Annotated in this window: 11 protein-coding genes; 10 read left to right on the top strand and 1 reads right to left on the bottom strand. The window is 68.3% G+C overall.

Annotated elements, in window-relative coordinates:
* The first annotated feature begins 42 nt into the window (after positions 1-42).
* The 10 genes from ACXPWS_RS23590 (at position 43) to ACXPWS_RS23545 (ending at position 11981) form a co-directional block, all read left to right on the top strand.
* Complete coding sequence (locus ACXPWS_RS23590; protein ID WP_458708972.1) at positions 43-1488, top strand: tyrosine-protein kinase domain-containing protein; 1446 nt, start codon at positions 43-45, stop codon at positions 1486-1488.
* Between the two features lie 17 nt (positions 1489-1505).
* Positions 1506-2750 (top strand): lipase family protein, encoded by a 1245-nt coding sequence (locus tag ACXPWS_RS23585; RefSeq protein WP_458708971.1) that lies wholly within the window; start codon positions 1506-1508, stop codon positions 2748-2750.
* Positions 2747-3481 carry a YveK family protein gene (locus tag ACXPWS_RS23580; RefSeq protein ID WP_458708970.1) on the top strand — a complete coding sequence of 245 codons (735 nt, stop codon included), beginning with the start codon at positions 2747-2749 and terminating at the stop codon, positions 3479-3481. Before ACXPWS_RS23585 ends, ACXPWS_RS23580 begins: the two co-directional genes overlap by 4 nt.
* A gap of 10 nt (positions 3482-3491) precedes the next feature.
* Positions 3492-4745 carry an alpha/beta fold hydrolase gene (locus ACXPWS_RS23575; protein ID WP_458708969.1) on the top strand — a complete coding sequence of 418 codons (1254 nt, stop codon included), beginning with the start codon at positions 3492-3494 and terminating at the stop codon, positions 4743-4745.
* A 25-nt stretch (positions 4746-4770) separates the two neighbouring features.
* A complete protein-coding gene (locus ACXPWS_RS23570; protein ID WP_458708968.1) occupies positions 4771-6054 on the top strand; it encodes an acyltransferase family protein in 1284 nt (427 codons plus the stop codon).
* Positions 6054-7274 carry a lipase family protein gene (locus tag ACXPWS_RS23565; protein ID WP_458708967.1) on the top strand — a complete coding sequence of 407 codons (1221 nt, stop codon included), beginning with the start codon at positions 6054-6056 and terminating at the stop codon, positions 7272-7274. The genes ACXPWS_RS23570 and ACXPWS_RS23565 overlap by 1 nt, the downstream gene beginning before the upstream one ends.
* Positions 7275-7840: 566 nt before the next feature.
* Positions 7841-9337, top strand: a complete 1497-nt coding sequence (locus ACXPWS_RS23560; protein WP_458708966.1) for a sugar transferase — start codon at positions 7841-7843, stop codon at positions 9335-9337.
* Between the two features lie 36 nt (positions 9338-9373).
* Entirely contained in the window at positions 9374-10651 is a 1278-nt protein-coding gene (locus tag ACXPWS_RS23555; RefSeq protein WP_458708965.1) for a lipase family protein, read from the top strand.
* Positions 10641-11453 carry a biotin--[acetyl-CoA-carboxylase] ligase gene (locus ACXPWS_RS23550; RefSeq protein ID WP_458708964.1) on the top strand — a complete coding sequence of 271 codons (813 nt, stop codon included), beginning with the start codon at positions 10641-10643 and terminating at the stop codon, positions 11451-11453. Before ACXPWS_RS23555 ends, ACXPWS_RS23550 begins: the two co-directional genes overlap by 11 nt.
* Positions 11454-11462: 9 nt before the next feature.
* Positions 11463-11981, top strand: coding sequence for a PH domain-containing protein (locus tag ACXPWS_RS23545; RefSeq protein WP_458708963.1), 519 nt, complete (start codon positions 11463-11465; stop codon positions 11979-11981).
* On the opposite strand, the gene ACXPWS_RS23540 is transcribed toward ACXPWS_RS23545, so the two are convergent.
* A complete protein-coding gene (locus ACXPWS_RS23540) occupies positions 11936-12634 on the bottom strand; it encodes a GtrA family protein (protein ID WP_458708962.1) in 699 nt (232 codons plus the stop codon). The genes ACXPWS_RS23545 and ACXPWS_RS23540 overlap by 46 nt on opposite strands.
* Positions 12635-12661: the final 27 nt, after the last annotated feature.

Here is a 12661-nt window from a genome sequence, read left to right as displayed (position 1 = left end):
CGTTGCACTGTTGTCTCGACTGAGAGCGAATGGGAGTGCTTCTTGGCCATCGGTGATTACCTGCGCATTTTCCGCAGGCTGTGGTGGGTGGTTCTGGGGGCGCTGGCGATCGGAGCCGTGGTCGGGTACCTGACCACGTTGTTTGCCACACCGCAGTACGCGTCGACCGTCAGGCTCTTCGTCACTACCCAGAGCGGCACCTCGGTCGGTGACGCCTACCAGAACAACTTGTTTTCCCAAGAACGCGTGTTCTCCTACGCCGGCCTGGCCACCAGCGAACAGGTCGCGGTGCGCGCGGTCGATCAGCTGAAGGCGCCCATCACCACCGACGAGTTGCGCGCCAAGATCACCGCGGTGCCCCTGCCGCAGACCGTGCTGCTCGACGTCACCGTGAAGGACGCCGACCCGGCCGCCGCGCAGCGGTACGCCAACGCCGTCGCCGATCAGCTGGTCAAGGTGACCGGCGAACTCGAGACGTCGCGGCGCGGTGGCGAGGCGGCGGCCGGCGCGGTCATCGTCGACGAGGCCAGCTACGGCACCCTGGTGCCGGCCATGGGACTGGCCACCAGGATCACCGCCGGTGCGGTCGGCGGTCTGCTGATCGGCGTGCTGATCGCGCTCGCCGTGGGTGCGTCGGACACCAAGCTGCGCCGCCGGGAGCGGGTCGAGGAAGTGTCCGGCGTGGCCCTGCTGGGCACGCTGATCGACGACGAGAACCGCCACGGCGTCATCGATATCGCCGCGGGTGGCCCCGCCGTCGAGCGGTTGCGAGAACTGCGCACCAATGTGCAGTTCGCCCGCAACTCCGCCGGGCAACCGCCCCGCGTGATCGCCGTCACCAGCCCCTCGCCCCAAGATGGACGGTCGTCCACCGCGGTCGACCTGGCCGCGGCGTTCGCCGAGGCCGGCCATTCGGTGCTGCTCGTCGACGGCGACCTGGTGAACCCCACGCTGCCCACGCTGCTGAACCTGGGGCATGAGGAAGCCGTTCGCTCGTCTTCGAAGGGTTTCACCACGCTGGTCGCCGGTCAGCACGACATCTCCGAGACGGTGATCGACGTCGCCGATCGCGGGTTCTCGCTGCTGGCCGCCGGTCCCGTCCCGACGGTGCGCGGCGAGCTGTGGGGAGACGACGCGGTGCCACGCGTGCTCGAGGTGCTGCGCAGGCACTTCGACTACGTCATCATCGACACCCCGCCGCTGACCAAGTACTCCGACGGTGCCGTGCCCGCCGCACTCGGCGACGGTGCCTTGGTGCTCGGCCGGATCGGGCACACCAAGGCCTCGGCGCTGCGCAAGGGTCTCAAGGTGCTCGAGACGGCGCATGCGCATGTGCTCGGTGTGGTTGCGACGTGCGAGCCGGGCCACCGCAAGGAACTGTCGGGCCACCGCAAGCAGCACGACACCGCCGACGCGAACGATACGTCCCAGGGCGGTCCGGACGGGGATGGCGCACACCACCTCGCCGAGTCCCAGACCACGGGATAGCAGGAGTGTCGAAGCTGGTGCGGAGTGTGGCGACCTGCCTGATGGCCGCCGCATCGGTGACGTTTCTGGTGACGGCGTGCGCGCCGGCAGCGGCGCCACCTCCGCCCGACGAGGCACCGGCGGCCCGCACGCTGGTGCCGCCGTTCAACGGTAAGCCGCGGCTGTCACCGCCCGATATGACCGATGACGGTGCCGGCTCACTGGTCTCCGTCGAACCGTTGAAGGGCGCCGATCTGCTGGACCAGGACGACGCCACGTACATGCGGGTGGTGTACCGGTCCACCTCCGGTGTCGACGGTTCACCCACTCAGGTGTCCGGCGCGATCGCGATCCCGCCGGGTGACCCACCCAAGGGCGGGTGGCCCATCCTGGCCTTCGGCCAGGGCACCAAGGGCGTGCTGAACAAGTGCGCGAGCAGTCTGTACGGCAGCCTGCCGCTGAACCAGTGGACCATGTCGGTGTTCGTCCAATCCGGTTTCGCGGTGGCCACCACCGATTTCCAGGGTGCCGGTGTCGAAGGCTTCCAGCATCCCTTTCTGGACGCAAAGACGTACGGCTACAACGTGATCGACTCGGTGCGCGCGGCGCGCCGGATCGGCGCGGACCTCAGCGACAAGTGGCTGGCCTACGGCCACTCGGCGGGCGGGCTGGCCGTCTGGGCCGCCGCGGAGCAGGCACCGACCTACGGTAAGGGCCTGGACTTGCGCGGCACGGTGTCCATGGCTCCGGCCGCGGACATGTCCGGGCTGGCCGATGCCGCCTGGAACGAGACGCTCACCCCCGACCAGCGGATCACCCTGGTGTTCGCGCTGCAGTCGCTCAAGTGGTTCAACCCGGAGATGAACCTGGACAATTACCGCCGCGGCGCCACGGCGGCGAACTGGGACGAGCTCCTGGACTGCATCCCGCCGAACTTCGACGACATCGCCAGGGTGCGCGGGCTGATGGCCAACAGCGATCTGAAACCGGCCAGCTACGAGGATTTCATCTGGCTGCGGGACAAGCTCGCAGCGCTGGCCGTGCCGCAGGCCCGGATCGAGACGCCGATCATCGTGGGCTACGGCACCCAGGACACCCTGGTGAACGAGAAGTGGTTCGAACGGGCGCTGGACCGGGCCTGCGCGATGGGCAGCCCGATGGAGATCAGGAAGAACCCCGGCAAGGGGCACGCCGATCTGGACAGCGGATACACCCTGTCGTGGCTGATGGACCGGCTGGCCGGGATCGCCCCGCCGCCCGATGACTGCGCGGGCCGGAATTGAGGGCCCCCGTCGACGTGCCGCGGGCGCGTGACTACCTGAAGATGCTGGCCGGTGGCTGGCTGGTGATCGTGCTGGCGACGCTGGCGTCGGCCGGTGCCGCCTACGCCGCGCAGGAGTATCTGCCCGACCGGCACTATCAGGCCTCGGTGCTGCTGATGTCCCAGGTGGCCGGGGACCCGGCCACGTTCGCCGCGTATGCAGGCGGGATGGGGGCCAATGCCCGGATCGCCACCTACGTGGGCCTGGCGCAGTCCGAACTCGTCGCAGAACGCACCGTCGATCAGGTTCCCGAGTCGGCGATGACGCCGGCGCAGCTGGCGGCCGCCACCTCGGCGACCTGGCTGCCCGGGGGAGTCAACCGGTTCGGCCGGCCGAATTCGGCGCTGTTGCAGGTGACGGTGACCGATCCGGAACCGGCGCGGGCGGCGGCCCTGGTCAACGCACAGGCCGCGAACCTGATGTCGCTCTCCCGTGAGTTGGAGTGGATACAGTCGGCACCGACGGACCCGATCCAGTACACCGGTCCGGTCGCCGAGCTCGTCCCGGTCGACGCGGCGAAATCCGCATCGGAGGTCCGCCCGCCGGTGCTCAAGGGTGTGCTGGTCGGCGCGGGAGTGGGTTTCGCGCTCAGCGTGGTGCTGGTGCTCCTGGTGGGAATCACCCGGGACACCGTGCTGACCCCGGCACAGCTCGATCACATCGCCAAGCAGGCGATGTCCGGTAATGCGTAGGAGTTTGCGGATGCGACGTTGGAAGTCCGCCGCGGCGGTGTTGGCTTCGGTGGTCCTGGCCACCGGTTTGGTCGCGGGCTGCTCGCAGGACAAGCCCCCGCAGCCGGCAGCGGGGACGGGGGAGCCGGAGATCCAGCTGCCCGCCGACTATTCGGGTTCGGGCCCGGGCACGCTGATCAGCGCCACCAAGTTCGACACCGTCGACCGGCGCATGCTGCGGGTCTCCTCCATCGCGGCGCGGTTCACCTACGACTCCACCTCGGGGATCGACGGCAGCCCCCAGGTGGCCTCCGGCAGCGTGTTCGCCCCGACCGGCGCCCCGCCGGACGGCGGCTGGCCCGTCATCGTCTTCGGGCACGGCACCACCGGCGTCGAGCCCGATTGCGCCCCGTCGTTGTCCCCGACGCTGTTCGGTTTCTCCGACGCGGTCCGGGCGCTGCTCGGTCTCGGCTACGTCATGGTGGTCCCGGATTACCAGGGGCTGGGCACCAAGGGCACGTACCACCCGTATCTGGATGCGGCCACCGTCGGCTACAACATGATCGACGCGGCCCGGGCCATCCGGAAGCTGGTGCCAGACACCTCCGGGAAATGGGTGGCCTTCGGCGTTTCGCAGGGCGGCCAAGCCTCTTGGGCCGCAAATGAATTGGTGAACAACTACGGTGCGGGCGATACCCGCCTGGTCGGGTCGGTGAGCGTGTCGCCTGCCGCCGACGTGACCGGGCTGGCCGACGTGGCCGCCGAGGGCAAGCTGACCCCGCAGCAGGCGGTGGCGCTGGCGCTGTTCCTGCGGGCACTGAAGAACCAGAATCCCAATCTCAAGCTCGACGACTTCCGCCGCGGCATCGTCAAGGACAACTGGGACCTGCTGACCGCCTGCGCCGATGTCGACGCGGACAAGCGCCTCGAGATCGCCAATCAGGTTCAGCCCGACGATCTGCGCCCGGCCACCCCGCAGGCCACCGACGAACTGCGCGGCTACCTGAACCGGATGAGCGGGCTGCCGCGGTTCCCGGCCAGCGCGCCGATGCTGATCGTGCACGGCGACGCCGACGAGACGGTTCCGGTGCAGTGGACCGAGGACGCCGTGAAACGGGCCTGCGATATGGGGGACACCCTCGCGTCGTTCATCGCCGCGGGCCGTCACCACGGCGACTTCGACCCCATCGTGGCGCTGGACTGGGTGATGAAGCGGTTCGCCGACAGCCCGGCCGACAACACCTGCACCGTCGAGGGCGGTCCTTCGATTCTCAAGACCACCTGACGGACGGCACGACCGGAGAACGTCGATGACAGATACCAACGCAGCGCGCGAGGATGCTCAGCAGGTCGAGCCGCCCATCGAATCGCAGGTGCTGGCCACCTCGCCGACCCACCGCAGGATCATCGGCCTGGACGGCGTGCGCGGCCTGGGCTGCCTGGCGGTGGTGGCCGGCCATGTCGGCATTGCCTACTCGCCGATCGTGCATCACAAGGCGAAGCTGGACATTCTCGGGCTGGCCCTGATCTTGTTCTTCGTGCTGAGCGGGTTCCTGCTTTTCCTGCCCTACATCCGCAGGCTCACCAAGCCGGTCGACAAGGCCGTCATGCCCGACACCCGCCAGTACGCGCTGCACCGGGTGTTCCGGGTGTTCCCCGGCTATCTGGTCATCTTTCTCATCTGCAACTTCGTGCTCCAGGTCGCCTACGTACACAACTCGGCGATCCAACCGCTGGGCACCGACCAGGGCACCGGGATGATCACCGACCCCTGGGAGCTGCTGGCCAACCTGACGCTGACCCAGACCTACGTCCCGGAGTATGTCCAGACCGGGATCAGCCCGTCCTGGTCGCTGACGCTGGAGATCGCCTTCTACCTGTCCCTGCCGCTGCTCGGCATGGTGCTGTTCGCGCTGCGCAAGCGCACCGGTGTCGCGCCGCTGGTGTTGGCCTGCCTGGCACCGGCGATCCTGCTGGTGCTCGGTGTCGTCGGCCGGCTGTTCGCCCCGCTGGTGTTCTCGGCCACCGGGGAGACCAGCGTCGCGATGCAGAACTGGGGGCCGAACTGGGCCGCGGTGTTCATGCGCAGCTTTGTCACCAACGCGGATCTCTTCGCCTACGGCATGTTCGCCGCGATCCTGTTCGTCGCCATCGAGCAGGGCGTCCTCAGCCCGCGCGCCGGTAAGCGGATCTGGCGGTGGTCGATTCCGGGTCTCTTCGTGGCGATGGTCGCCGCGCTGGCCATCACCATGACCGGCAGTGCCTTCGCGACGGCCGGAATCGGTTTTGTCTCAGCAGTTTTCATCGTCCTGATCGTCATGCCGCTGTCCTGGGGCGGCGATTCGAAACTCGCCCGCCTCCTCGACTACAAGCCGTTCCACTTCGTCGGTGTCATCTCGCTGTCGGTGTATCTGTGGCACTACCCGATCCTGCTGCTGCTGGGCCGCTACGGACTGGCGGCCGGTGACACCTGGGGCGGGATGTTCCGCAACATCGGTCTGGTCGCGGTGGTGACCGTCCTGTTGGCCACCGCGACCTACTACCTCGTCGAGAAGCCCGGCCTGGGTCTGGTCAAGCGATTCCGGAAGAGTTGATGCGCCGCAAGCTGTGGTGGGGCGGTCTCGCCTCGGCGCTGGTGGTGATGGTGGTGGCCGGCATCGTGCTGGTGGTCACTCGCGGCCACAGCAGTGAGCCGGGGCAGGGCGCGGAGACGGGTGCGCAGCCGGTGGCGGGGGCGCAACTGGGCGGCCAGGAACCCGGTTCTTTGGTGCGCGCCAGCACCATGCCGGAGTTCAACAAGCGGGCCCAAGGCGCGCAGATCAACGCCGCGCGGGTGCTGTACCGCTCCACCGAGGGCGACGACGACGCGCCCACCGAAGTGTCCGCCTCGGTCTTCGTCCCACCTGGCGACGCCCCGGTGGGTGGCTGGCCGGTCATCGCGCTCGGGCACGGCACCGTGGGCATCGACGAGCCGTGTGCACCGTCGCTGTCGGCGTCGCTGTTGAGCATGGCCGAGGTGGTCGACAAGTTCGTCGGGGCCGGTTACGCCGTCACCCTGGCCGACTTCCAGGGCCTGGGCGCCCCCGGTGTACATCCGTACCTGGACTCGCGCACCGCGGGTCGCAACATCATCGACTCGGTGCGCGCGTTGCGTAAGACCTTCCCGAACGTGTCCGGTAAGTGGGCGTCCTGGGGCGGTTCGCAGGGCGGCGGCGCCGTCTGGGGCGCCAGCGAGCAGGCCGGTACGTATGCGCCGGACCTCGAGCTGATCGCGACGGTGGCGCTGGCGCCGGCCGCCGATGTCAGCGGTCTGGTCGACAAGGCGGTCAACGGCACCCTGAGTAAAGAGCAGTCGGCGGCACTGGTGCTGATCATCGAATCGATCGCGCGGCTGGATCCGGCGATCAACCGCGACGACTACCGGCGCGGAATCGTGGCGGACAAATGGGACGTGCTGATCGCGTGTGCGGGCGATGCGGTGCGGGCCCGCGAGGCGGCGGTCGATGCGATCGAGCCCGGCGACGTGGCGCCGCACGATCCGGCGGCGGCCGACCGGCTGCGCGATCACCTGCGCAGGTGGGCGTTGCCGCAGCAGCGGTCGTCCGGTCCGCTGTCGGTGACCTACGGCGGTGAAGACGAGTACATCGAGCCGGAGTGGACGGCGCACGCGGTCGAGGCGGCCTGCGCCATGGGGTCGGAGTTGACCACCGATTTCCAACCCGAGCACGGCCACGGCGACCTTGATGTCGGTGAACAGTTCGCCTGGCTGCTGGAGCGGATGCACGGCAAGCCCGCCACCAACGGGTGTCCCTGACCGGCTCGTGATACCGGTCACCTCCTGGTTCTGCTGGGCCAGTTGGTGTCGATGACGTCCGGGGAAATTTCTTTCGGCTGGATTGCGGATGCGACGTACATCCGACGCCCGCGGGGGAGGGTGGGCACCCGCCGGCGGGGCCGTGCCACGTTGGCAGTCACTCCCTGCGCCGCAGGTCAGCGGGCATTAGCTGATCCGCTCCGAGGGGTGGCCGCCGTGTTTGCGATATCAACGAATCGGTGTTGATGCTCGGACCCGTCGTTGCGCATGACACAATTCGACGGCAACGTAAATTTTGTCGCTGGTTATCCTGCCCAGCGGCCTTTTCCGTGGTTAGATCGCTTTGACCACATGGCTTTCGACCGGCGACGTGTCGGTAGTGCGCGCAAAGTCGCTCGCGGCGCAGGGCAACGGCTGTGCGGCCGCCGTGGACATGTCGGACAGTGACCTGAAAATATGCACGGGATGTTGGAAATTACCCCGAAGAAAGCGTTAGCATAAGCCAGCCGCGGATAGTCTTCGAGCAACAAAGCCGGACTGGCGCAGCAAAGAAGGTGGACCAGCAAGTGACTCTTGTGAGAGAGACGGCGGCACCAGTCGTCCCGGTGGGAGCCGAACCTGCCGCCGCTCGCATCGGTGGGCTGCGCTGGCAGCGGCGTTACGTACTTGCGTTGACAATCACCGACGTCTTCGTCGTCGGCGCGGCGATGGCCTGCGCCCAGATGGTGCGACTGGGTCGGCCAGTTACCGATTTCGATCCGCTCACCAAGTACTTCGGGCTGCTTTCGGTGATCTTCGGATTCATGTGGCTGGGTTTGCTGACCGCGTACCGGTCCCGGTCGCCACGGGTGGTGGGTGCCGGGGTGGAGGAGTACCGCCGCGTCCTGTCGGCCACGCTGTCCACCATCGGCGTCGTCGCCGTCACGCTGATGATCTTCCGGCCCGAGTACGCCCGCGGCTATTTGGCGCTGGCGTTCCCGCTCGGCCTGGTGCTGCTGATGCTCGGCCGCAGCAGCTGCCGGCGGGTGCTGAACTTCTACCGTCGGCGCGGGCGGTGCGTCACCTCGGTGCTGGCCGTCGGCAATCCCGTCGCCGTCCGGAGTCTGGTCCAGTCGCTGGACCGGACGTGGTGGTACGGCTATTCGGTCGTCGGCGTCTGCCTCACCGGGCGCCCCGGCGGCGGCACCCTGGATGTGCCCGGAGTGGGGACGCTGCCGGTACTCGGCGACGAGGGACAGGTCGAAGAGGCGATCCTCAAGGTGGGCGCGGACACGGTGGCGCTCACCGCGACCGAGCACCTCGGTCCCGAAGGGGTGCGGGAACTGTCGTGGGAGCTCGACCGCCTCGGGGTGGACCTGGTGGTCTCGCCCGGCATGGTCGACGTCGCGGGACCGCGGCTGACCATGCGCCCGGTGGCCGGACTGCCGCTGATCCACGTCGAGAAGCCGCAATACAGCGGCACCAAGAAGCTGCAGAAGCGGGCGTTCGACCTCAGCGTGGCGCTCACCGTGCTGCTGATGGCCTTCCCGCTGCTGCTCGTCAGCGCCGTGGCGATCAAGCTCACCAGCCGCGGCCCGGTGTTCTACCTGTCCGAGCGGATCGGCTTGGACGGCAAGTCGTTCCGGATGATCAAACTGCGCACCATGGTGGCCGACGCCGAGCAGCTGGTTGCCGGCCTGGCCGACATGAACGAGATGGACGGCGGGGTGTTGTTCAAGATCCGCCAGGACCCCCGGGTCACGCCGATCGGCCGGATCCTGCGCCGCTACAGCGTCGACGAACTGCCCCAGTTCATCAACGTGCTGAAGAAAGAAATGAGCGTCGTGGGCCCGCGCCCGCCGCTGCCCAGCGAGGCCGACTCCTACACCGAACAGGTGCGGCGCCGGCTGCTGGTGTTGCCCGGTATCACCGGACTTTGGCAGGTGAGCGGTCGCTCCGACCTGTCCTGGGACGATTCGGTCCGCCTGGACCTGTCCTATGTCGAGAACTGGTCCATCAGCGGTGATCTCGTCATCGCCTTCAAGACCGTGCGCACCGTGCTGGGCGGGGTGGGAGCGTACTAGCCGGGGTGTCCGCCGCCGCTTCGGTAGCGTGGATTCGTGCCGCGCCCTTCGTCTGAAACAGCTCCGAGGACTCGGCCACGCCGCCGCAGGCGCGCGATCCTCATCCTGGCGCTGATCGCCGTCGTGGTCGCCGAGATCGCGGCGGCTGTCGCCCTGCTTCCGTTCGCGGTACCCATCGGTGTGGCCTACCTGAACCTCTTCCCGTCCTCCGGCGGTGCGCCGGCGGCGGTGAGTACCGCCGACCTGAGCGGCAGCGGCCCCGGCACCCTGGTGTCGGCCACCACCATGCCCGGGGTGACCCGCCGGGTCGAGGCGGGCGATCTGCGCGCCGCCCGGGTGCTGTACCGGTCGACCAACGGGGACACCGGGCAGCCCACCGTGGTGTCCGGTTCGGTGTTCACCCCGGCGGGTGCCGCGCCGCCGGGCGGCTGGCGGGTGGTGGCGGTCGGACACGGCACGCTCGGCATCGACGGACCCTGCGCCCCGTCGGTGTCCGACAACATGATGGGCCTGCTTCCGTTCGTCACCGCCTTCACCGGCCGGGGTTTCGCCGTCGCCGTCGCCGACTATGAAGGTCTGGGCGCCAAGGGCGATCACCCCTATCTGGATGCGCGCACCGCCGGACTGAACATCATCGACAGCGTGCGGGCCCTGCGGCACGTGTTCCCCGACGTGTCTTCCACCTGGATGGCGTTCGGCCATTCCCAGGGCGGCGCGGCCACGTGGGCCGCCGACGAGCAGGCCGGCCAGTACGCCGCCGACCTGACCCTGCTGGGGGCGGTGGCCGCCGCCCCGGCCGCCGACGTGTCCGGATTCGTGGACAAGGCGCTCGCGCACACGCTCACCTCCGATCAGCTGCTGGCCATGCCGGTGATCGTGGAATCGTTGGCCCGCAGGCATCCAGACCTCAACCGGGACGACTACCGGTCCGGCGCGGCCACCAAGTACTGGCAGGTGCTCACCTCGTGCCAGGCGCCCGAGATCTATCAGCGCGGTGACGCCGGTGCGCAGTTGCGGCCCGAGTTCGTCGCGCCCAACACGCCCGCCGCGGCCGACCGGCTGCGACACCTGCTGCGGGACTGGGCGCTGCCGCAGCGGCCGCTGTCGGCGCCGCTGTCGGTGTGGTACGGCGGGGCCGATACTCTGGTCGACTCGGCGTGGACCGCTGCGGCGATCGCGAAGGCGTGCGCCATGGGAGGAACGGTGACAGTGCAATTCGAACCAGACAAGGGCCATGCCGGTGTCGACCTGGCATCCCAATTGGATTGGATGGCAAAGCGATTCGCCAACCAGTCGGTGCGAAATGACTGCTGAGCCGCCACCTTTGGACGGCGACACACTGCGTGCCGGGCTAGGTGTGGCACCGCAGCTGTGGCGCCGGCTGGACATCGTCGATGTCACCGGATCCACCAACGCCGACCTCATCGCGCGCTCGGCCGCGGGTGACGATATCGCCGGGGCGGTGCTGCTGGCCGAGCACCAGACCGCGGGCCGCGGGCGCGGCGGGCGGTCGTGGGCGGGCGTCCCGCACGGGCAGATCATCATGTCGGTGGGTGTCGGCGCCGCCGGTGTCGACGAGCAGCGCTGGGGCCTGGTGCCGTTGCTGGCCGGGGTCGCCGTGGTGGATGCGCTGTCCGCTTCGGGCATTCAGGCTGGACTGAAGTGGCCCAATGACGTGTTGGTCGGGGGCGCCAAGATCGCGGGCATCCTCGCCGAGGTGGCCTCACCCAAGCCGGTCGTGGTGCTGGGAATCGGCCTCAATGTGGCCGTCCGGCCCGAGGAGATCGGGCAGCCGCAGTCGACCTCGGTCCGTCAGCTCGGTGTGGAGGCGGACCGCACCGCGATCGTCACGACGCTGCTGGCCGAACTGGGCACCCGCATCGCGCAGTGGCGGGCCGGTGACACCGCCGCGCTGCTCGACGACTATCGCGCGCGCAGCGCGACGCTGGGCGTCCAGGTGCGCGCGCAGCTACCCGGCGGACGGGACATCGTCGGCACGGCCGAGGCGATCGATGCCCAAGGCCGGCTCTGCATCGGCACCGAGACGGGCACTGAGGTGGTTTCGGCCGCCGATATTGTTCATTTGCGGCCCGCGGCCGGTGGGGTGTTTGAGTAAAGTCACACCGTGGCTTACCCGGAGAACGTGCTGGCCAGAGATGAGCGGGTGGTGCTGCACCGGCACCCGCATTGGAAGCGGTTGATCGGTGCGGTGCTGGTGCTGCTGGCCGCCACCGCACTGGCGTCCTTCGGTGCGGGCTGGGTGAATCAGACCGGCTGGGACAGCAATGCCAAACGGATCATCTTCGCAGTGATCGGCGTGATCTGGCTGGTCCTGGTGGGCTGGCTGACGATCTGGCCGTTCCTGAACTGGTGGACGACGCATTTCGTGATCACCGACCGCCGGGTGATGTTCCGCCACGGTCTGCTCACCCGCAGTGGGATCGACATCCCGCTGGCACGGATCAACAGTGTGGAGTTCCGGCACGGCCTGTTGGACCGGATGTTGCGCACCGGAACCCTCGTCATCGAGTCCGCGTCGCAGGATCCCCTGGAATTCCACGACATCCCGCGCGTGGAACAGGTGCATTCACTGCTGTATCACGAAGTCTTCGACACCCTGGGTTCCGAGGAATCGCCCAGCTGAGCCGAACGGCGTGACCGCCGCAGCGGCGTCACGGTGCCGCTGGGCCCGGAATGCTGCGCGCTCTGCCCGACCTGACCGGCCTGGCCTTGATGCTCGTGATGATCCTCGAACGCCTCGGCGATACCGCCGGCGGTGAGCGTGGATTCCAGGGCCTTGTCGGGGTTGCGGGCATGTTCGTCGGGGAAGACGAAGCGCCGGAACGCCCAGAACCGGAATGCCATCTGGAGCAGGTTGCCGATGACGTAGGCGGAGACGAAGTCGGCGATGTTCTCGACGGTCAGCGACACCTCGGGCACCCGCAGCCCCATCATGTAGCTGGACACCCACAGCGGGGCCATGCTGAGCAGCACCCCGACGCCGCTGACCGCGAAGAACAGCAGCGCCTCGTGGTGTCGCTCGCGCCCGCCGCGGTCCTTGAAGCTCCATTCGCGGTTCAGGATGTAGGACGCGATGACGGCGACGATGCCCGCGATGATCTTGGCGGTCACCGGCTTGGGCTCCAGCACGGTCAGCTTCAGCGTGTAGAAAATCGCCGAGTCGATGACGAAGGTGGTCGCGCCCACCAGTGCGAACTTGATCAGCTCGTGGTGCCGCTCGGCGAACGGCCGGACCGAACTCGGCAGCCGCGCGATCGTGGCATCAGCAAAGGACACGAAGAAGGAGTCTACGGAAACTCAGTT

This window comes from Mycobacterium sp. BMJ-28 (genome assembly GCF_054404835.1).
This window is presented reverse-complemented; position numbering and strand designations above follow the sequence as displayed.